This is a genomic window from Segatella copri (assembly GCF_026015625.1).
Taxonomy (GTDB): domain Bacteria; phylum Bacteroidota; class Bacteroidia; order Bacteroidales; family Bacteroidaceae; genus Prevotella; species Prevotella copri_H.
In genome coordinates this window covers 309,006-331,436 of sequence record NZ_JAPDVG010000001.1, presented here as the reverse complement: position 1 = coordinate 331,436, position 22,431 = coordinate 309,006, and the positions used below count along the sequence as shown (strand labels likewise).

The following is a 22,431-nucleotide window of genomic DNA, read 5'->3' as shown; positions in this document are numbered from 1 at the left end:
CCCCATCCTCTTTCAGAAGGGTGCCGGATATTGCACTTTTTTGTTCCCTCAGCTTCTGAAACAGCAGAAACAGGAACTGAGAAAACAGACCGTCGAAATGAAAAAAACAGAGTATTTACGAAAAAATCTGTAAACGTTTACGTAATTTTTTACCCCCAATATACCTATATTCTCATATTTTTTATATACTTTTGCAACAAGAAAACCAAGACTTAGCTATCGCTACGCTTCTAGGTTGCCCCACCGGAGCCTTCGGGTTCCAAGAGGAACATCCCTTCAGCAAGCATCTGCTCAGAACTGGAATTCTACTTAAAAACATTAAATAAAAAACATTAGAATATTAGTAATTTAGAATAAGTTTTATCTAAACCTAAAGTGTATGTCTGGTAATTATAGAAAAAAGAAAATTGCTTTGGCAGGCGCACTGATGTTCGTAGTAACAAGTGTATCTGCACAAACAGTAAAAGGCGTTGTTACTGACAATACGGGCGAGCCAATCATCGGTGCATCTGTCATGGAGGTAGGTGTAGCGGGCAATGGTGGCGTGACCGACATTGACGGTAACTTCACAGTAAACTTAAAAGGCAAAAGCAAGAAACTGAAGATTTCATACATTGGTATGAAAGCTAAGGAAGTAAGCGTTGCAGGTAAAGAAACTATCGATGTAAAGCTTGAGGATGACAACACCACCCTCAACGACGTAGTTGTAATCGGCTATGGTACTGTTAGAAAGAAAGACCTCACAGGTTCTGTATCTTCTATCAGCGACAAGCAGATTGCCAACATTCCTGTTTCTAACGTAAGCGAGGCGATGACCGGTAAGATGGCTGGTGTAAACATCACCACCACTGAGGGTTCACCAGATGCTGACGTGAAGATTCGTGTGCGTGGTGGTGGTTCTCTTTCACAGGACAACTCTCCTCTCTACATCGTAGACGGTTTCCCTGTTAGCTCTATCAGCGATATCGCTCCTAGCGAAATCCAGAGCATCGACGTATTGAAGGATGCTTCCTCTACAGCTATCTATGGTGCCCGTGGTGCCAATGGTGTTATCATCGTTACAACCAAGAGCGGTTCTGAGGGTAAGACTCAGGTAAACTTCAATGCTTCTCTCGGCTACAAGAAGGTTTCTAAGTTGGTGAAGACTATGTCTCCATACGACTATGCATACTATCAGTATGAGTTGGGTAGCACTGACTATGGTAACTACAACGATCTCGATATCTGGAAGTCTATCGAAGGACGTGACTATCAGGATGAGGTATTCGGCCGTACAGGTAACCAGAAACAGTATAACGTGAACGTAAGCGGTGGTACCAAGGACCTGAAATACAACATCGGTTTCTCTCACAACGACGAGAAGAGCATCATGCAGGGTTCTGGCTATGCCAAGAACAATGTAAACGCCAAGATTAATGCCAACCTGAACAAGTGGTTGTCTCTCGACTTCAATGGACGTATGGCTTTCACAAAGCTGGACGGTTTGAATGGTGGTGCTGATACCAACGAGTCAAGTGCAGCAAACTCAGTTGTTGCCAACACCGTAAGATGGAACCCGGTAGAGCCTCTCTCCAGCGCATCGGACGAGGATGAGGAGAACAGCACATCAACACGCCGTAACCCAACAGAGCGTATCACCGATACCTATAAGTATCAGGAGCGTTTCCAGCAGAACTACAATGTAGGCTTAAACTGGAAGCCATTCAAGAACATCACATTCCGTTCTGAGTTCGGCTATGGTTGGAAGTACAACAATACCGAACAGGTTTGGGGTTCTAATGCAACTACCAACTCTAAGTATGGTTACAACGGTCAGCCACAGGCACAGTTCGTACGCTTGGAGAACAAGAACTGGCGTAACGCAAATACATTGACTTACGACAACAAGAAGCTTTTCCATGGTCGTGACCACATCAATGTATTGGTAGGTCAGGAGTGGAGCAGCAGCCAGGACGTAACCCGCACCAACACTTCTGTAGCCTTCCCTACTTCATTCACATTGAACGAGGTATTGGCAAACACAGCAGCAGGTACAGCACTTCCAAACGAAGGTAATATCAAGGCAGAGGAGAACATTCTCTCTTACTTCGGCCGTATCAACTATACACTCAACGACAAGTATCTGGCTACCATTACCGTTCGTGCCGATGGTTCCAGTAAGTTTGGCAAGGACAACCGTTGGGGTATCTTCCCATCAGCAGCCTTGGCTTGGCGTATATCTGACGAGGAGTTCCTGAAGGGTGCTTCCAGCTGGCTTTCTAACTTGAAGGCCCGTCTGAGCTTCGGTACAGCAGGTAACAACCGTATCAACTCTGGTTTGCTGACTACCACCTACTCAATGGCAGACAACACTTCAAAGGCTCCATTCTTCGATGAGAACAGAGTTTCTATGCTTGAGCATGGAAAATATCTCTATAATCCAGACTTGAAGTGGGAAACCACAGTGACCCGTAACTTCGGTATCGACTACGGTTTCTTCAATGGACGCATCAGCGGTACATTGGACTTCTACTGGAATACAACCAAGGACCTCTTGATGCAAAGTATCGTTCCTGCCAACACAGGTTACTCTTACCAGTTCCAGAACTTCGGTAAGACCTCTAACAAGGGTGTTGAGCTGGCGCTCAACGCAGTAATAGTAGACAAGAAGAACTTTGGTTTGAACTTCAACTTCAACGTATCTTACAACAAGAACAAGATTGACGAGTTGAACATGGAGAACCCATGGCAGAGTTCTAATTGGAGTGGTTCTACCATTGCCAAGTACGAAGACTTCCGCGTAGAGCAAGGCGGTCGCCTCGGTGAGCTTTGGGGCTACAAGAGCAATGGTTTCTACACCGTGTATGATGCCGCAACAGGCAAGGGTGACTTGGTATTGAAAGCCAACGGCACTTGGGCACTGGCAGAAGGCGTAAAGGACAACAGCTACAAGCTCTTCGGCGGTAACCTCTATCCAGGCGTTGCTAAGGTAGAAGTTGATGAGAATGGTGATGCTTTGAAGCAGCGTCTGGGCAACACCGTACCTACCACAACAGGTGGTTTCGGCTTTGATGGTCACGTTGGTAACTTCGACTTCAACCTGTTCTTCAACTACTCATTGGGCAATAAGCTGGTAAACGGTACCAAGCTTGCCAACTCATTCTACGCAGGTTCAGCCAAGAACTATAACCTTGTAGATGATTTCAACGTAGGCAACCGTTATACATGGATTGACCCAGCCAACGGTGAGAACATTGGTCGTCCATCAGCTAATCTGATTACACAATACGGTGGCGTAGAGAATGTAATGAACCGCTTGAACGAAATCAATGCCAACGCCAATATCTACAATCCAGCAGGCGTATCAACCATGCAGCTCATCAGCTATGCTGTAGAAGATGCATCATTCCTGCGCCTGCAGAACGTAACAGTGGGTTACACTCTGCCAAAGAAGTGGGTAAACAAGTGCTACATCCAGAATGTACGCATCTACTTCACAGGTTACAACCTGCTTTGCTTCACCAACTACTCAGGCTACGATCCAGAGGTTGATACAAGTTCTAAGAGGAACCCAATGACCCCAGGTATCGACTATGCAGCTTATCCAAAGAGCCGCACCTTCGTAGGTGGTATTAATGTTACATTCTAAAATTTATAAGATCATAACAATGAACAAGATATTATATGCATTTGCATTGGCAGGCGTATTAGGATTGTCTTCATGCTCAGACTTTCTGGATCAGACATCTCCATCAGAGATGACTGCTGAGAATACCTACGCCTCACCTTATTATACCAATCTTCGCGTCAATAAGCTCTATGGTGGCATGGGACAGGACCGTACCTACGCACAGGACTTGTCTATCGTATGGAACCTGAACAGCGACTGCGAATTGATTGACGGTCTTGGAAGCAATGCTACCAATACCTCAAACGAGCGTGGTAACATGAACTACAATATGGACCCAGGATGGAGCAAGATTAGCGGTGTATGGGATGCTGAGTATGGTATCATCGAGGATGCCAACCAGATTATCGAGGGAATCCGCAGTAGCGCCACATTAAAAGCTGGCGGTGCTAACCAGAAGTCGATGGAACGCAGCCTCGGCGAAGCGCTCACCATCCGTGCCATGGTTTACTTCGACCTAGTTCGTATTTTTGGTGATATTCCGTTCAAGAGAGAAGCATCAAAGTCTGACCTGAGCAACGCTTACCTGGAGAAGACCGACCGCGACGTAATCATGGATTCCCTGATGAACGACCTGGATGAGGCTATCAAGTATCTGCCATGGGCAGACCAGGTATCAGGCTATACCACAGAGCGCACAACCAAGGGTTATGCTCACGCACTCCTGGCACAGATTGCCATGACCCGTGCAGGATATGTAATTCGCGAGAAGGCTAAAGACGGATATGAGACTGCATCTTACAGCGATGCAACCTATCCAACACAACGCCCAGGTGCTGCCGACCGCAAGGCTCTCTACGAGCGTGCCCTGAAGCACTGGTCTGCTATCATCAACGACAATACTCACAATCTCAACCCATCTTTCGAGAACGAGTGGTACTTGATTAACCAGCTCTCTCTCGACAAGACTTACCACGAGAACCTCTTCGAGATTCCTTTCGGTGAGAACGTAACTGGTGAGTTGGGTTACACTGTAGGTGTCCGCCTGAGTGGTGTTACAACAGAATATGGCTATGGCAACTCATCTGGTAAGATGAAGGTTACTGCACCTCTGCTCTATTCTTACGACAAGAAGGATACACGCCGTGACATCACTTGCGCCAACTTTGAAATCAAGCAGGATGGCAGCAACACCATAGAGAGCATGATCAAGAATGCTCCTTTCGGTATATATGTAGGAAAGTGGGATGCCCGCAAAATGAACAACACCTGGTTGCAGAACAACCTGAAGGCTACAGCTAAGCACACTACAGGTATCAACCCTGTAAAGATGCGCTATGCTCAGGTATTGCTCTACTATGCAGAGTGCATGAACGAGTTGGCTGGCAACCCAGATGCCAACTACGAAGGTTCTGCCAATGGTATGACTGCCCGCCAGGCTTTGGAAGCTGTACATACCCGTGCCTTCAACAAGGCTGACAAGGACGAGGCAAAGGCATACATAAACAATATCCCTTCTGACAAGGACGCATTCTTCAATGCTCTCGTTCAGGAGAATATGTGGGAGTTTGCAGGTGAAGGTATCCGCAAGTACGACTTGATCCGCTGGAACCTCTTGGTAGAAAAAATCAACGAGTTCAAGCAGACTTATCTGAATGAGCTTGCAGATGGTACTTACCAGGAGACCATTTACTTCAACTATCTGGATGAGAAGAAGACAAAGATTGACTTCTCTAGCGTAACATGGTATGGTATTCCTGACGGAAAGACACCTGCTGACTACGCTGGCAGCATCGACTCATTCGGCGCAGCTAAGTTGGATTCTGGTTCAGATACACAGGTTGACGTAAACCTGCCATCTATCAGCAGCGGTTTGGTTGGCGATAACGTAGCAGTGAAGAACCGCTATCTCATGCCAATCGCTTCTACAACCATCTCTGCAACCAACGGTAAGATTCACAACTCTTATGGTTATGCAGACTAATTCATCTTTAATCAAAAAAGAAAAGAAAATGAAGAGCATTAAAAACATATTGGGCACAGCATCTATGATAGCATTGACTCTGTCGGCTACATCTTGTACCGATGGCAATGACTGGGACGTAGATGGCAGCCTGTCAAGATTGTTCGGTCTCAACGGTGACAAAATCACCGTTGAAACTGCCGAAACATCAGCTACGGTTACATTCTCTGCCTTCACATCAAAAACAGTTCCTTCACCAGAGTACTATGTATTCGAGGTAAGCAAGGATTCTCTTTACGAAGGTGTTGAGAATGCTAACATCATCAAGTTCGGAGAAGATAAGACCTTGACTTCTTCTCCAGTAGTTCTCTCTGGTCTCGATGGCGACAGCAAGTACTACATGCGTGTAAAGGCTATGTCTTCTACTGTTAATGAGTCTAAATGGGTTTACTACAAGGATGGTTCATCTTTCAAGACAAAGGCAGAGCAAATCTTCAACAATGTAGAGGCAACCGACCTCTTCGAGGATCACGTGAACTTGAGCTGGACTCCAGGTGCTGATGTTACTCACATCACTTATGCTAACGCTAACGATGCAGAGAACATCCAGACTATCAATTTGACAGATGAGGAAAAGGCAGCTGGTAAATATACTCTTGCTGGCTTACAGCCAACAAGCACTTATACCATCACTATCTATAAGAATGACGTAAAGCGCGGCCAGTTGCAGATTACAACTCCTGCAGCCATGCCAGCAGCTGACTATAAGTATTCTCTTGCCAGCGATGTAACAGTCATCTCACAGACTCTCATCGAGGAGATAGCAGAAAAGGCTAAGGCTGCTGCAGGTAACGAGACAAACTATAGCGCAACCATCGGTATCCCAGCCGGTGCCAAGGTAGCTCTCTACGGCACAAATGATACAGACGGTGGCAAGACCAACGTAACCATCCCAGACGGAATGTCTGTTACATTCTTCGGTTTGGCAGGAGGCGAGACGCCAACCGTCACCCTCGACAAGAACTTCGATATTGCAGGTTCTCATGCATTCATCAAGTTCCAAAACGTGAAATTGGAAGAGAATGGTGCTGGCTACTTCATCAACCAGAGCAAGGCTTGTACCGTAAGCGAGTTCACTTTGGAGGATTGCGAGGTTAGCAATATCAAAAATTCATTCTTCCGTTTCCAGAAAAGTGATGCGAAGTCTGTCGGCAAACTTACCTTGAAGAATAGTATCTTCACCAACCTCTGTGCAGGTTATGGTTTCATCAACATTGATGCAGGCAGCGGTGCAGGTCATCTCGACAACGTAAAGATTGACGGCTGTACATTCAACAGCATCTGTGTAACGGGTAAGGTATTCATCTACAGCAATAATACAGATATGCAGGATATCACCATCAAGAACAGCACATTCTACAACTGTAATGGTAACGGTCAGTTCTTCGTTGACTTCGGCAAAGATGCCAAATTTGGACCAAACACATTCACAATTGAAGGCTGTATCTTCGGTAAAAGCGCAGATGAGGCAACCAACAAAAACATCAGAAGCAAGACTCCAGCTACTGTATCCAACAGCTTCAGAACAACAGACTTCTTCAAGGTGATTAAGGGCGTAACTGAAACAGAATTCAGCTCTGAGCAGTTATTCACTGACCCAGCCAATGGCAACTTCACCATCAAGGCTGGTACTTTGAAGGAAAAGGCTGGTGACCCACGTTGGTATGTAGTAGAGGATTAATCCATAAGGATTAACATCTCATATAAAATCGAGTAGGAGGTAAACACTAATCATAGGTGTTTATCTCCTACTTTCGTGTTTACCGACCTCTCACACCACCGTACGTGCCGTTCGGCATACGGCGGTTCCTATTTGGGATACCATTCGAGATACGCCCCCATTAAAGTAGCATACCCAGCCCTACATAGATTCTCATTTGTTATAGCTCTATGCAGTATGTGGCTATCAGCTATTCGCCAATAGCCCTTGCGAGTATTACCCCATTCGTATGCTTTGTATTTATTAATACCACATTTAATGAGGTTTGCCACTTTTGTCTTGGGTTTCTTCCAAGCTTTCCATATACACATGCGGATTCTACGTCTTAACCATTCGTCTGTTTTACGTAAAAGACTTTTCATATCGGCAAGATGATAATAACCAACCCATCCTCTTATGTATTCTTTCAGTTTTTGCTTTCTCTTGGCATATTTATCCACGGTCATATGCCTTGTATGAAGTTTCTGTTCGTTAGGTCAGATATTTGTCGCCGGCTTCCTTCAGATTCCACCTCGCGATGGACACCCTTGCCTTTGACTATGCAATTCCCGCTATTAGGGCTTGCTCGGGACTTTCACCCGTTAGACAATGCTCATACCGAGCGTACTAAATGAAGTGCAATGCCCCATCGGGCGTTGCACTTTTTTTGTTTATCTCCCTCTCTCCTACCACACACAAAAACTTTTTTAGCTAATTTCTTGGAAGTTACGAAAGAAAAGCGTATCTTTGCAGCGAGAGTAGATAAGGAAGAGTGTACTACGTTTTTAGATTGTTGGATTGTATAACTTCAATCAAACTATATTTAAAAGAAGTGCAACGCCCAGTGTGGGCATTGCACTTTTTTATTCTGTTCAATCATGACACTATGTCAAATAGTATTGAACAACATAAAATATTGAACAAAAAGTTCGTTCGTTTAAGTTTTGTTCATTATCTTTGCTGTGTTCAATAAAATTGAACATAACTGATATGTTGAACAAATAATAAAAATAGGTGTTGCCACTAGGCTCGGCAGGTGTGCTGACTGCAGTCGGCAGACCTGCCGAGCCTAGTGGCAACCTTCGAGAAGCTGTCTCCTTCAACCTAAGAAACTATCTCTTTAAACTAAAAGAGACGTCTCCTTGAACCCAAAGAAACGTCTCCTTTTGCTTATTTAATCACATTCTTTCGTATGAACTTGCGCTATGAAGTGTATGAACTTGCGCAATGACGTACATGGTTTCATAAGCTTACTTCAAAGGCCGAATTTATTGAAAGAAAAGTTTTTTTCTTCAAATTTAATACCACAATTACCACGCTTGCTATAACACCCTGATTATGAGTGAATAACGCGTGGTAATAAGGGGTATTTCCATTACCACTTATTACCACCTATTACCACGCCCCTATGTAAGCGGCTCCGCGTTTATACCTTGCATAATTCAAAAAAAAGCAGTAACAGCTGATTAAACAAATGCTGTTACTGCTTTTTCCATCGGTCAGGAAGTAAGTCTCTATATTTTTCTAATGGGGTATTGGGTTGCCATTCTACAGTCTTTTCTATTACGTCGCATATGTATTCAAACAGATTAATGCCATTCAGCCTGCATGAGATTGCGATAGAATATAGGATAGCCGCCCGGCTTGCTCCTTCGTGCGAACCAAAGAACATTGAGTTTCTTCTTGATAGTGATATGTACCTCTGGATTCTCTCAATGTAGTTGTTATCGAGAGCCGTATCACCTCTTTTGAAGATGTCACAAATGGCATTATATTCATTAAGGGCATAGCCGACCGCCTGCGCCAAGGTAGACTTGGGCAGCAAATCTTTCCTGGAAGATATTTCCTCCAGTTTCTCCAATAAATCCTGCAAAATGTCCGGTGCATATGACTGCCGATAGGCTAGATGGTCTTCAACGGTCCATCCATTTACCCCAACCTTATGTTTTTTGTCTTCTCGATAAAATCTGTTGAGGATATCTACGACCTCCTGAGCATCCTTGTCTTCCTTGCCGCAGTCGATGAAATCTCTCTTGACATGCTGCAGGCAGGCGATTCTCATAATGTCAGGATAAGCATCCGACTCCAGTTTCCGGTAAGGAGCATATGCATCACTCTGTATGGTACCTTTATAATCAGAGAATATGTTAAGTATGACCTGCTCAGAGCGTGATCCATCCTCATATACGAAGAAGACAAGTCCCAGTTTAGGCGCACTTACAGCCCAGAAGTAGCCTTTCTTCGAACCCTTGTCCGTAGGCTTTGTCTTGGCTAACAGCACTTTATGGTATGTCTCGTCTGCCGAGACATAATCCTGCTGCAACACTACTTGGCAGATAGCCTTATAGAAGTTTTCCAGTACATCGGCACTTCTGGCAATCAGTTTGTTTGCCGTGGCTTTCCTTAACGTAAACCCATTGTCGGCAAAGTATTTGATGATTCGCTCTACCGGCATGGAATAGATGTATCGCATCTGCAGGAGTCCTGCTGCAAAGGAAGGTGAATAGGAAGAATTCAACAACAGAGCCGGCGGAGTTTTCCCCGGATACATGATACTTCCATCAGTATAAGTGTTGATGTGATACACGGTCTTGATGAATTTGATGGGTTCCATGCTGTAACGTATACAGGTACGAGTTCCGAAGAGACGCAACGTCTTCAAAAACTCTGCATCCATGACAGGATCTATCGTAACATGCACCTCTTTCATCTCGTAATGCATGTCACGCTTGGCTCCGTTGTTTTTGCGTGCCTTTCTCTTTTCGGCCTGCTCTTCTTTCTTCTTGTCAAATTCCTCCTGGGTCATCGAGTCTTGTGGATTCTTTTCCTGACGTTCGGACTTCTTGCCTGAAACGAGCTTGCCGAGTGCCTTGTTCTGACGATTCGCTTTGTCAATGGCGATTCCTTTCTGGACGAGTAATTCTTCTAATGACTTTATACGTTCAATGAGTTCGTTGACCTGTGTAGTCAACGAACTCACCGTAGCATTAGCTTGCTGAAGCTGTTCGTTTGCAAGCTGAAGCTGTTCCTTTAAAAGTACTATAATTTCGTCCTTTTTCATAGTGCAAAGGTACGAAAAAATATCGAGATATGCAAGGATTTTTAGATATTTATTTTTCTATCTTGTTGATACACAGTTCATTAAATATAATCTTATGCGCCTATAGATTAAGCCGTTTCCTATATCTCATACTTTTCAGGCAAATTCCGCTCATGATGGCAGATAGCGTCTTGTACGGCATTTTGCATTGTTTGCTTTGGGGATCAAAGAATGGTAATTCAAAGGTTCCTCGCTCCAGTCGCTTCTGATACAGCAAGAAACCGTCGCCATCCCATTTTAGCATTTTTACCTGCTGGCGATTCTTTGAGAAGAAGATGAAGACGGCACCACCGAGTGGCGGCAGCTCCATCTCCGTCCTCACAATCTGGTACAGGCCATTTATGCCCATGTTCATTCGGACATATCGCTGGCAGACGTAATACTGGGTGTTTTCGTTTAATCCAAACATAGCAAGTCCTCCTTCTCGTAAAGTTTCATCAGATGCATGACTGATTTGGCACTACCTTTCTTGATGGTGACTATCGTTCCATTGGGAAAGGTTAAGGTTATGCCGAAAAGATAATTTTCCGGGCAGACGGAATCGGATGGCATTTCTATGGGAAGGAACATCATCCCAGTGTCCTTGGCTGTTGCTTCGGAACATTCCTTACGGGCTTCGGCCTGAAGCAGACGAATCTGTTGTTTGGCTAACCTAACAGAATAACCTTTCTCTGACATCCATCTATGCATCGAGCGATGGTTTACATGCCGTTCCTTTAAAAAAGGAATCAAACTGGCTTTTGGATTATGATTCAAATGAATCTGGAAGGCATTCCATGCCCTCTCATAACGTTCTGTTGCTCTCATAATTGCGTTGCTTTTAAAATTATATGGTGCAAAGGTAAGAACTTTTACGATAAAGGGAAAGGTATAAACGCGGAGCCGCTTACGCCCCTATGGTAAGCGGATCCGCTTACCTAGGGCTGCTGAAATTACGTCACGACGTAGCATCTGATGCGTCACGACGTAGCAATCGGCGCGTCGCGACGCAGCGAGAGATACGTCGCGACGTAATTCCGGCTACCTCCTGCCCCCATCAAGAAAGCCTCACTTGAGCTTCAAAAAAGCCTCTTTAACCGTTCAAGTAAGCCTCACTTGAACTTCAAATAAGCCTCAGTTAAACGTTACGTAAGGCTCACTTGCCAGCCCGAACCAACACGTCAAAAAGCTATATTGTAGAAGAAACACTAGTGAAAACGTTTACGTTAGATTTTTCATTAATTTTATCCGCCTTTTGATAATTTTCACTACTTTTGTAGCAGAAATCTAAAGATTATTATCAAAAATCTAAGATTCCTTATGATCTATAGAGAATCAAACACGACTACAACTAATCGCTAGTAAGTTCAATTAGACCAAAACTTAACAAGATATAATAATAACCTACAAAACAAACATCGTTATGTATCAACAACTGAAACGTGCCAGCATGGCACTGACCTTGAGTTCGGTTTGTTTCCTCGCCTTTGCGCAGAAAACAATCCAAGGTACCGTTAAGGATGCTAATGGCGAACCAATGATTGGTGTAACCATTACTGACCAGAATGGTAAGGCAGGTGGCATCACCGACCTTGACGGTAAGTTTACCATCCAGAACGCTGACCCTAATGCGGTCTTGACTTTCAGCTACATCGGCTGCAAGCCTAAGAAAGTGAAAGTAGGAAGTCAGAAAACATGGAACATCGTACTTGAAGATGACAATGAAGCCCTTGACGAGGTCGTTGTCGTTGGTTATGGTACTATGCGCAAACGCGACGTAACTGGTTCTATCGCATCTGTCAACTCAGAAAAGATAGCCGCTCGTGGTACAACCAATCTTGCAGAGTCTCTGCAGGGTTCTGTTCCAGGTGTCAACATCACCCAGTCTAGTAGCCGCGCAGGTGCAGGCTTCAATATTCAGGTTCGTGGACAGGCTTCTATCAACAAGCAGGCACAGCCATTGTATGTTATCGATGGTGTAGTTTGCGACAACATGGACTTCCTCAATCCTGATGATATCGACCGCATCGACGTATTGAAAGATGCATCTTCTACCGCCATCTATGGTTCCCGTGCCTCTGCCGGTGTCATCATGATTACCACCAAGGGCAGCAAGGGTGCAGACAAGGCACAGAAGGCAACCATCTCTTATGACGGATATTATGGTATCAAGAAGTTGGCGCGCATGCCTGAGTTTATGGATGCCAACGAGTTTATGGATTACCGATTTGCCAGATATACCACGCTTGATGGAAAGAGCTACGATGGTTCTAGCCGCAAAGGTGTAGATGCTGATGGACATCCACATTACATCATCAAGAATACCGACTTGAATTCTGCCTTCCTGACCCGCAAGGGAGCAACCAGCTACAAAGACTCCAAACTTTATGACCTGATGATGGATCCAAGTTTCGATGGTTACGACTGGAAGAAGCTGGTTAGCCGTACAGCTGCCCAGCAGAACCACTTTATCAGTGCTGCCGGTGCTACAGACAAGGTAAGCTACCGTGTAGGTATGGGTTATCAGGGCGAGGAGAACGTGTTCAAAGGCAACGACTATGAGCGTTTCAACTTCAAGGGAGCAATGGATGCCAAGCTCTCCAAGATATTCGAGGCAGGTTTCTCTACCAACATGTCAATGAGCCGCACCCAGGATGTATGTACTGATGGTACTTATTCTCCATACGTGAATGCATTCTATTTTAACCCATTCGTATCTCCAACAGATGCAGATGGCAACCTGATTCCTAACCCGGGAGCAAAGGCAGCCTTTGGTTCAGATGCACAGTTTACATCTACATATAACCCCCTCATCGATTTGAATGACGGCAACTATACCAATGAGACCAAGATGTACCGACTGATGGGTAACTTCTACCTGCGTGCCAACATCATCAAGGGATTGAAGTTTACAACCACCTTCTCTCCTAACTACTCTCACAAGCGCCAGGGCATCTTCTATGCAACAGGTCTGAACGAGGGTAACGACGTAGGTTCAACTTACTACCAGAAGAACAAGACAAACTTCGGATCCGTTGCCAATACAACCCGTGTAGACTGGACGTGGGACAACCAGTTTGACTACAACCGCACATTTGGTGACCACACCGTTGGTGCCATGGCACTGTTCTCACTGTACAAGAGTAACACAGAATATCAGTACGAAGAAGGCAAGGGTATCGCCAGCGACCATACTACATTTCACAACCTGGGAACAGCCAGCGGCGACAAAACCCTCTCAAGTTCTTATACTGAGTCATCATTGGAGTCATTTGCTTTCCGTGCCAACTATTCCTACAAGGGCCGTTACATGGCTACAGCTACACTCCGTACCGATGGCAGTTCACGCTTCGCAGACGGCAACCGATGGGGCTGGTTCCCTTCTGTAGCTGCAGCATGGCGTATCTCTGATGAAGCTTGGATGAAGCAGTTCAACAACTGGTTAGACAATGCTAAACTCCGTCTGTCATACGGTGTTACCGGTAACAACAATGTGGGTGACTATGTAACTATCGCTTCTGCTACAGGTCCATCTTATGTAACCATAGATGGCAAAGAGGTACAGGGTTATCATCCTAACGGATTGGTAAATACAGAACTCATCTGGGAGAAGGTAAAGGAATTTGATGTAGGTCTCGACCTGAGTTTCCTGAAAAACCGCATCAATGTAACAGCCGACTTCTATAACCGTCTTTCTGATGGTCAGATTATGTCACGTTCAGTGCCTATCGAAACTGGTGAGAAGACTTCAACCTTCAATGTAGGTTCTGTCCAGAACAGAGGTATAGAACTCGGTTTGAACTTTAACATCATCAACAAGAAAGACTTCTCCTGGAGTGCGAACATAAACTTCGCCCGCAACTGGAACAAGATTAAGGAGTTGAGTAATGGTAAGGTTGATGAGGTAGCCAACAACTGGTTTATCGGCGAGCCACTGAATGTACTCCGTGACTATACCCATACCGATGTCATCACCGACAAGGGTGTAACCATGCACACCATGAATGGTGACAAGCACTATACCCTGAAGGAATTCTACGAGAAGTATGGCACTAAGTATAAGTGGTATGAAGGTCAGGTAGCCGTAAACGACTGGAACGATGACGGTAAGATTGACGACAACGATAAGCAGATTTATGGTTGTACCGATCCACGCTGGACCGGTAGTTTCACTACCAATGTTTACTTCAAGGGCTTCGACTTCTCTATCATGTTCTATACAAAGAGCGGATTCTGGTCACGCAGCTACTTCCATGAGAAGTATATGAAGTATGGCGACCGTGGTAATGCCCACATGCAACTGGACTACTACATACCAAAGGGAGCACCAATCATCGATCATGCAACAGGTGAGATTACAACCGCCACAGAGACCCACTACGGAAAGTATCCTTATCCAAACAACAGCGATACTTCGATGGGTGGTTACTTCGGTGACAAGGGTTCAGCCAAGGGAGAAGGTTTCCAGTATCAGAAGACCTCTTTCACCAAGGTTAAGAACATTACCCTGGGTTACACATTGCCTAAGAGCGTAGTAAACAAGGCAGGTATCAGAAATCTCCGTGTTTATGTAAACGTTCTGAACCCATTCTGCTTCACCAACTACAAGGGCTTCGACCCAGAGTGGGCATCACAGAATCTGCAGAATGGCGGTCCATCATCTGTAACCTACCAGTTTGGTGTAAATCTTAAGTTCTAATCTCATTAAATGAAGTAAACAATTATGAAAAAGATATTATATAGCGTAGCATTGGCGGCCTGCTGCATGGGAACCATGACAAGTTGCAGCGACTTCCTGGATGCTAGCAACAAGTCGAATGTAACTGATAAACAGACTTTTGCGACAAAAGAGGGATTTAACAACCTCGTCAATGATGCCTATCAGCGTCTGCAAGACATCTATGCGGCACCTCTGTTCACCAGCTGTTTCTCAGCAGGTACAGATATGTATGCTGATGCCCGCAACAAGATGAACGAGCCATTGAATACTTACGAGACCTTGACTCCTGAAAATACGGATATCAAGAATCTCTATACTTACCTCTATTCAGGTATCCGTGCTGCCAACTCTGTGTCATATTATGCACAGACAGCCCAAGTTGATGAAAAGACTAAGGGGCAGCTTGTAGGCGAAGCCCGTGTATTGGCAGCCTACGAGTATTATCTCCTGGTAAACAACTTCGGTGGTGTCCCTATCATGAAGGACTTCCTCACCACAGCAGACACAGGATATCCTAAGTCTTCTGCTGCAGATGTATATGCCTATATCATCAGCGAACTCGAAGATGTTATCAGCAAGAATGTGCTCCAAGCTTCTACAGCTACCAAGGGGGGCGGCAGAATCAGCCAGGAAACAGCCAAGGCTATCCTTGCCAAAACCTACCTTTCGGCAGCATGGGACCTCAACAAGCAAGACTACTTCTCCAAGGCAGCAGCTCTTGCCGATGAGGTGATTGCAGGCAGAAAACTGACTACCCCATTTGCCGAGCTCTGGAAGGCAGACGGATCGGGCGATGACAACGAAGAGTTCCTTTGGGATGTAGAATATGATTTGGCTACAGCCAACAATACAACATCAGGTGGTACAGAATGGAGCGACTACTACTGCAACTATCTGGGTGGTGCCGAGGATCCTATCAAAGCTACCACTTCCAGTTATGTACCAACTCTCTATGCCTTGCATTGCTTCCAGAAAGGCGACCTGCGTTACGATGCTACCTTTATGAAGGAATTGCCAGATATGAACAAGGGAAATGCTGCAGGTACCGGCTACTGGACATGGTATAAGAATGGTGAGAGCCTAAAGGGTTATCCTGTAGTTCGTTACTATTCTGCATGGTATGAGACCGATGCCGACTTTGCTGCATGGAAGGCTAAAGACCCAGCCAACAGAGCAAACACCTATCGCATTCCGATGGATTCACAAACCAAGGAGGCACAGAATATGGATGGCAAGGATATGGAATATTACGACAACCAGCAGTTGGTATATGCTTCAAGTCCTTGCAAGAAGTTTGATGACAGCCATACTGCTTCTAACCAGAAGAACACCTGCTATCGCGACATCCATATCATCACTTTGCCAGAGATGTATCTCGTAGCAGCTGAGGCTTATCTGAAGGCTGGTGATAATCCTAAGGCATTGGCACGACTCAATGAGGTTCACCAGCGCGCTGGTCTTTCTGCACTTACAGGAACTATCACTATCGATGACATCCTTGATGAGAATGTATGCGAGAACTTCGGTAATGAGGCACGCTGGATGGATCTTCGCAGAACACAGACCCTGGTAACACGTTGCACCAAGTATAACCATGAGATGGGAGACAAGGCTGCCCAGTATATCGGCAAGAAGCTTCTTCGCCCTATCCCACAGGCTGCAATTGATGCCAATGACCAACTGACATTAGCCGACCAGAATCCTGGTTACTAATCAAAGTCATTATGTTGATAAGAAAACCTATCAGGACATACGTTAATCATTAGGTTTAAGACCGTATCCTAGGGAGATAATTCCTGATGGATACGGTCTTTCTTTTGGTTCTATCGGCAAGGTATACGTAATCGTTTTCGTACTTTTTCATTCACAATCTGCATGTGATAAGCAAAAATGTCGTAACTTTGCAGAAAATCTTATAGAAAAGAAAATAATAAAATAAATAAACCTAAGAAGAAATGAAGAAATCAATCATTAAGACAGTCGTGCTTGCTGCGCTCATGGCTCTGCCAATGTTCACTAAAGCACAAACTTTCGCTGGTATCACAGCCGAGCAGAACGCACAGAACACTCCTGAAGGATGGACTGCCGTAGAACTGCCACAGTTGCCTGCCATCACATCAGCCAACACCTACAACATCAAGGACTATGGTGCCTCTACATCTGCTGCAGATAATACCGAGGCTATCCAGAAAGCTCTTGATGCAGTTCCTTCAACAGGTGGTATGGTCGTGATTCCTGCCGGTACCTGGATGTTTGGTAGTACAGATCAGATGACAAGCAAGACCGAGGTACTCAGCATCAAGTCAAAGACTGTGCTCCACCTTTGCGCAGGAGCGACTCTGAAACTCGTTGAATATGGTAAGGCACCTAACAACAAAACGCTCTTTATCGGTTGTAAGAACAAGAACCAGAGCGACATCGTTATAGAGGGCGAAGGTGAAACTTCTATTATCGATGGTCAGGGAACCCGCTGGTGGCAGGCTCGCGACAATAAGGAGACCTTCAATCCAGGAGCCATGATCCGCTTCGAGAAAGGCAGCCGATTCCTGATTCGAAATCTCAAGGTCCAGAATACTCCGGGTGTCAACATTACCTTGAGTAACAGCAATGGAGCCAACAATGGTACTGTTCATGATGTAACCATCTATAACCCTTCTTCAGAAACCAAGACAGAACAGCCTTCTCATAACACAGACGGTATCTCTATCTGGGGACACCACATGAACATCTATAACTGCAACATCAGTACAGGTGATGATAATGTAGTTTGCGATGACAATGCACAGTATATCCATGTCTGGAACTGCGACTTCGGAACGGGTCATGGTGCTTCTATCGGTAGTTTCACCAAGAACATCAAGCATATATGGTTCGACAACATCAACATGAACGGCACTACAGCAGGTATCCGCATGAAGACGGGTATCAACAGTGACGGTACGCTGCGTGGCGGTGGCGAGGAGGACTGGAAGTTCACCAACTTCACCATGACCAAGGTTAAGAACCCATTCTCTATCGACTGCTACTACGATAAGAACTACAACAGTGACCCTGCCGTAGATAAGGCAAACGCAAGAACTTTGGATAGCACTACCCCAACCTACAACGGCATTCTTCTCCAGAACGTGAAGACTACAGATGTCTGCGAAGGTAACGCTATCTTCCTGATTGGCCGCCCTGAGAGCCACATCAAGAACGTGACTCTCGACAACGTACAGATTTCTGCAAAAAAGGGTATCGATATCCGCTTCGTAGATAATCTCGTGTTCAAGAACAACTCTAAGATTACCGTCAGCAGCGGTTCTATCTGGCTCAAGAAGTTTGATTCTACTTGGACAGACGAGTGTGGTGCTACATCTACAGGTTCAACCGTTACTGATACAAAGGGACCTTTCACTTTGAACTCAAAGACTTTAACGGATAAGACAGCCGGTTCATTCAGCAATGGATTCGCTATCAGCAACGAGAAGGGAAAATCATACGATATTGGTTCTGGTACTACTTATATCAAGTTTAGCGCCAACCAATACACCATTATCATTCCTGATGGTGTAAAGATTACCAAGATGGATATTGAGGGCCGTAACAACTATGATACTGCTGATGCCTATATCGGTGAGATCAACGGTACAAGCTATGATGCTGACACCTATATTTTCCCGATGGACAAGAGCGTGAAGAACTATACGGTGGAGTTTAATTCACCTGTAGAGCACACGCTTACTTTCACTCCAAAGGTAAAGCAGTGCATCCTGCAGTTCACTCTCTATACAGAGACTTCTACAGGCATTCAGCCAATTGCTGCCATCGCCAAGGTAGACAATAACAACATTTACGACCTCAGCGGTCGCATGGTAAAGCTCAATGCCAAGGCAGAAGACCTGCAAGGTCTCAAAAAAGGGATCTATATCTACAACAACAAGAAATACGTAGCTAAATAATTCATTTAAACATCGGTAACAATGAAAATAAAATCTCATTCACTCCTATGCGTTCTCGCAACCATCGCTTTGAGTTCTCCGCTCACAGCGATGGGGATAAACGCCCAGAAGGCAACATCAAAGACATGGAATCCGAACCTGAAGAACGGAATGTACCGCAACCCGGTTATTGACGCTGACTACTCAGACCCAGACGTATGCCGTGTGGGCAATGACTACTATATGACCTCCTCTTCCTTCCAGTGTTTCCCAGGCTTGCAGATTCTGCACAGCACCGACCTGGTAAACTGGGAGATTATCGGTGCAGCCCTACTCGATGACTATCCTGTATTGCCTGAATACCAGGGAACCGAACTGGATTGGCGCAAGAAGGTTCAGCATGGCAACTATGTGTGGGCACCCTCTATACGCTATCACGACGGATGGTTCTATATCTACTGTGGTGATCCAGACCAGGGACTCTTCATGACCAAGACACAAGATCCACGCGGTCCTTGGGAACCTATCACCTGGGTGATGAAGGAAAAAGGTCTTATCGACTGCTGCCCTCTTTGGGATGAAGACGGCAAGGCTTATCTTTCGCATGGATGCGCCGGTTCAAGAGCCGGTATCAAGTCAGTGCTCTTCGTAGCTCCGATGTCACCTGACGGCACCAAGGTGATTGGTCCTTCACGCATCGTATATGATGGGCATGAAGACCAGCCAACCATCGAGGGAACCAAATTCTACAAGCGCAACGGATATTATTATATCATGAGTCCTGCGGGCGGAGTGAAGTATGGCTGGCAGGTAGAACTGCGTTCCAAGAATCCATTTGGTCCTTACGAGGAATATGTAGGTATGGCACAGGGAAAGAATAAGAAGGTAAACGGCCCTCACCAGGGTGCATGGGTAGATACCCAGAACGGCGAAGACTGGTTCCTCCACTTCCAGGACAAACACGCTTATGGTCGTGTGGTTCATCTGCAACCCGCCAAATGGGTAAACGACTGGCTCGTTATCGGAGACGACAAGGATGGCGATGGCTGCGGAGATCCTGTTCAGCAATGGAAGAAGCCAAACCTGCCATCAAGCGGTAACTTCCAGCCTAAGGAATCGGATGATTTCAACAGCGTAGATTTAGGTCTGCAATGGCAGTGGAACGGTCCTTACAGTCAGTACTGGTACTTCTGTGATGCCAAGAACTCCAAGTTGCGTCTCTATGGCGTGCAGCAGGCAGAAGATGTAAAGAACCTGTATGATTTGCCAAACCTCCTGCTCCAGAAACTCCCTACCGAGAACTTTACTGCTACTGCCAAGGTGAAGTTCATACCTAACCGCACCGAGGCTTACAAGGAGAAAGATAAGGTACTGGGCGAAAGCGCCGGCATGATCATGCAAGGCATGGACTATGCGGCACTCAAGTTTGTTGATACCAAGGAAGAGGGGGTTGTATTGCAATATGTAACCTGCGAGAAGGCTGAGAAGGGAAAGGCTGAGAAGGTGGTAAAGCAAGTGGCCATCAAGACCAGCAAGCTGCCTCAACCTTACACCGTGAAGTATGCCGTAGATGATATTCCTTCTTCCCGCATCGCTACCCAGGATGTATGGCTTCGCGTGAAGGTTCATAGCGAAGGCATCGCCAACCAGATACAGGCTATCGCTGAATGGAGCTACAGTCTGGATGGTAAGAAATTCACCAAGATAGGCAATCCCTTCACTGTGCGTGAAGGCAAGTGGATTGGTGCCAAGCTCGGTTTCTTCAACACCCGCACAGCCAAAAAGAACGATGCAGCCTTCTTCGACGTAGACTGGATTCATTTCGAAAAATAACGCTTTCCAGCTAACACGTTATTTCAGAGAATATTTTGGGAAACAAAAAAATCCCCCTCATTGCAAATCAATGCAGCGAGGGGGATTAATCTTTATGAGTAATCTAAAAATTCTAATCTTTCTTTTCTTCTGTAGGCTCTGCCTTTGTTGCTTTCTTGGCAGGAGTCTTCTTGGCTGCAGACTTAGCTGCGGCCTTCTTGGCAGGAGCCTTAGTAGCCTTTTCACCACGCAGTTTATCAGTTTCCTTCTCTATCTTTTCAATCTTAGCCTGAAGACGGACAATCTCCTTGTCCTTCATCTCAAGCTCTTCATCCTGATTCTTGATGGTAGTAAGCAGGCCCTCAAGCTGATCGTTATCAACATCAGCAGGATAGAGGTCGTTTACTCGGGTGATGAAGTCGCCAAGAATGTTCATATAGTTAGTGAAAGCATCGAAAGGACTTGAATAGATACCTCTGTCAAGACCCACATTGCTTGGCTTGGTAGTCATGAAGCGGAAGTTGTTGCTTGCCTGCAGGTAATCCCAGTCCTGATTGATACGTGGATCGTTGGCGATACGTACACGGTCTGCCACACTGTAAAGCTTGTTGAAAGCCTCACGCTGCATCGGGTTACCCAACCACGAACTTACATCACGCTCCTCGTCTACCCAACTCAAGGTATCAGGCACATTCACCTCGCCTACCGACTTGATCTTCTTGCAGATTTCTGAAGGTGTTGAGAAGGTGATGCCACGGTCCTTGGCACACTGAGGCAGTGCCTTCATAAACTCGAGGATGTTGCTTGACAGAGGCTGGGCAATACCAAGAGCAGAAAGCACCATGAAGATATTGATAACCTGCTCCTCCTCTGGGAAGGCAGCAATCTGGTTCATATAGTTGTCGGCAAAGAGTGGATAACCGTCCCAATCGCTGTTGCTGAAGCGCAGAGAGATATCATCGCTCAGGTTCACATCGCGCAAAAGGAGCTTCAACTTAGGGTTCAGGGCGCAATGGTAAACATAGTGAGGAGACTTCCAGCCGAGCACGTGCTTGGCACCCTCGGTGAGCATACCAATGAATCCCATGTTGGCAACATCGTTACCGATATCATCGCTGTAGATGAGCGAAGAGTTGCGCAATACGGTAGGCTTCTTACCAAAATATTCCTCTATCTTGGTGCACTGGCGCATCACCTCATCCTTGAAACTTGCCTCATTAACCAGAGAAGCAAGTCCGTGAGAGTAAGGCTCAGCCAGGAACTCTACACAACCCGTATTGTTGAGCTGCTGAAGCTTCTCCAGTACCTGAGGAGCATGAAGTTCCAACTGCTCCATACCCACACCCGAAAGCGAGAAAGCTACCTTGAAATACTTGCCGTTCTTTTCAATCATCTCCTGAAGGGCATTCAAGGCTGGCATATAAGAGCGCTCAGCAATCTCGTTGATGCTACGGTCGTTCTCGTAGTCATCATAGTAATAATGGTCGGTACCGATGTCGAAGAAGCGGTAGCGTTTCAGATGGGTAATCTGATGTATCTCGAAATATAAACAAATTGTTTTCATAATTATT

At 45.6% G+C, this 22,431-nt stretch carries 11 protein-coding genes and 1 pseudogene; 7 read left to right on the top strand and 5 right to left on the bottom strand.

Features of this window, described 5'->3' with window-relative positions; all coding sequences use genetic code 11:
- Positions 1-379 precede the first annotated feature (379 nt).
- Genes ONT19_RS01555 through ONT19_RS01545 form a run of 3 tightly spaced genes read left to right on the top strand, consistent with a single transcriptional unit; the run spans position 380 to position 7,311 of the window.
- Entirely contained in the window at positions 380-3,628 is a 3,249-nt protein-coding gene (locus ONT19_RS01555; RefSeq protein WP_437183491.1) for a SusC/RagA family TonB-linked outer membrane protein, read from the top strand.
- A gap of 19 nt (positions 3,629-3,647) precedes the next feature.
- Positions 3,648-5,591, top strand: coding sequence for a RagB/SusD family nutrient uptake outer membrane protein (locus tag ONT19_RS01550; protein WP_203055459.1), 1,944 nt, complete (start codon positions 3,648-3,650; stop codon positions 5,589-5,591).
- 28 nt (positions 5,592-5,619) lie between these two features.
- The gene (locus ONT19_RS01545) at positions 5,620-7,311 is read left to right on the top strand and encodes a DUF5123 domain-containing protein (protein WP_264952446.1); all 1,692 of its coding nucleotides are present in this window, start codon (positions 5,620-5,622) and stop codon (positions 7,309-7,311) included.
- A 128-nt stretch (positions 7,312-7,439) separates the two neighbouring features.
- On the opposite strand, the pseudogene ONT19_RS01540 reads toward ONT19_RS01545, so the two are convergent.
- The 4 genes and pseudogenes from ONT19_RS01540 to ONT19_RS01525 form a co-directional block, all read right to left on the bottom strand.
- Positions 7,440-7,781 (bottom strand): annotated as a pseudogene (locus ONT19_RS01540) (group II intron maturase-specific domain-containing protein); the annotation flags it as partial.
- A gap of 1,028 nt (positions 7,782-8,809) precedes the next feature.
- Positions 8,810-10,390, bottom strand: coding sequence for an IS66 family transposase (gene tnpC / locus ONT19_RS01535; protein ID WP_264952447.1), 1,581 nt, complete (start codon positions 10,388-10,390; stop codon positions 8,810-8,812).
- A 100-nt stretch (positions 10,391-10,490) separates the two neighbouring features.
- Entirely contained in the window at positions 10,491-10,838 is a 348-nt protein-coding gene (tnpB, locus tag ONT19_RS01530; RefSeq protein WP_117588063.1) for an IS66 family insertion sequence element accessory protein TnpB, read from the bottom strand.
- Positions 10,826-11,236, bottom strand: a complete 411-nt coding sequence (locus tag ONT19_RS01525) for a hypothetical protein (protein WP_264952448.1) — start codon at positions 11,234-11,236, stop codon at positions 10,826-10,828. The genes tnpB and ONT19_RS01525 overlap by 13 nt, the downstream gene beginning before the upstream one ends.
- Positions 11,237-11,831: 595 nt before the next feature.
- Here ONT19_RS01525 and ONT19_RS01520 point away from each other — a divergent pair.
- From ONT19_RS01520 to ONT19_RS01505, 4 genes are all read left to right on the top strand, one after another.
- Positions 11,832-15,107, top strand: coding sequence for a SusC/RagA family TonB-linked outer membrane protein (locus tag ONT19_RS01520; RefSeq protein ID WP_264952449.1), 3,276 nt, complete (start codon positions 11,832-11,834; stop codon positions 15,105-15,107).
- Between the two features lie 24 nt (positions 15,108-15,131).
- Positions 15,132-16,841: a RagB/SusD family nutrient uptake outer membrane protein gene (locus ONT19_RS01515; protein WP_264952450.1), complete on the top strand. Its 1,710-nt coding sequence runs from the start codon at positions 15,132-15,134 to the stop codon at positions 16,839-16,841.
- Between the two features lie 242 nt (positions 16,842-17,083).
- Positions 17,084-19,069, top strand: coding sequence for a glycoside hydrolase family 28 protein (locus tag ONT19_RS01510; protein ID WP_264952451.1), 1,986 nt, complete (start codon positions 17,084-17,086; stop codon positions 19,067-19,069).
- A gap of 21 nt (positions 19,070-19,090) precedes the next feature.
- Positions 19,091-20,881, top strand: a complete 1,791-nt coding sequence (locus tag ONT19_RS01505; protein WP_264952452.1) for a glycoside hydrolase family 43 protein — start codon at positions 19,091-19,093, stop codon at positions 20,879-20,881.
- A 112-nt stretch (positions 20,882-20,993) separates the two neighbouring features.
- Here ONT19_RS01505 and ONT19_RS01500 read toward each other — a convergent pair whose 3' ends face one another.
- On the bottom strand, positions 20,994-22,424 hold the full coding sequence (locus tag ONT19_RS01500; RefSeq protein ID WP_264952453.1) for a glycoside hydrolase family 57 protein: 1,431 nt from the start codon (positions 22,422-22,424) through the stop codon (positions 20,994-20,996).
- Positions 22,425-22,431 lie beyond the last annotated feature (7 nt).